The organism is Xanthomarina maritima (assembly GCF_008084905.1).
Classification (GTDB): Bacteria; Bacteroidota; Bacteroidia; order Flavobacteriales; family Flavobacteriaceae; genus Xanthomarina; species Xanthomarina maritima.
Window position 1 is genome coordinate 1 of the sequence record NZ_VSFC01000031.1, and the last position, 354, is coordinate 354.

Genomic DNA, 354 nt, shown 5'->3' on the forward strand with positions numbered 1-354 from the left:
GGTACTACTGAGGTTACCGTAACAGCTACAGATGCAGCAGGAAATACTGATGTATGTACGTTTGATATTGTTGTAACAGATGATGAGGATCCAACGATCGCCTGCCCAGTGCCAAATGCATCTTATACAGCAGATGCAGGACTTTGTTCTGCATCACTAGATTTCAGTATCACAGCAACAGACAATTGTGAGGTATTATCTACTGTTTATTCTGTAGAAGGTTCAGTTATCACTTATCCTTATGATTTCCCAGTTGGGACCACTCAACTAGATATTTTGGTAACCGACATTCACAATAATACAAGTGACTGCTCATTTAATGTGGTAGTGATTGATGATGAGGATCCAGCGCTC

Annotated in this window: 1 protein-coding gene; it reads left to right on the plus strand. The window is 40.7% G+C overall.

Annotated features, from left to right (window positions below; genetic code table 11):
- Window positions 1-108: 108 nt before the first annotated feature.
- Window positions 109-354: hypothetical protein (locus tag FVF61_RS14155; protein WP_199757280.1), on the plus strand; the 246-nt coding region annotated here is incomplete at its 3' end.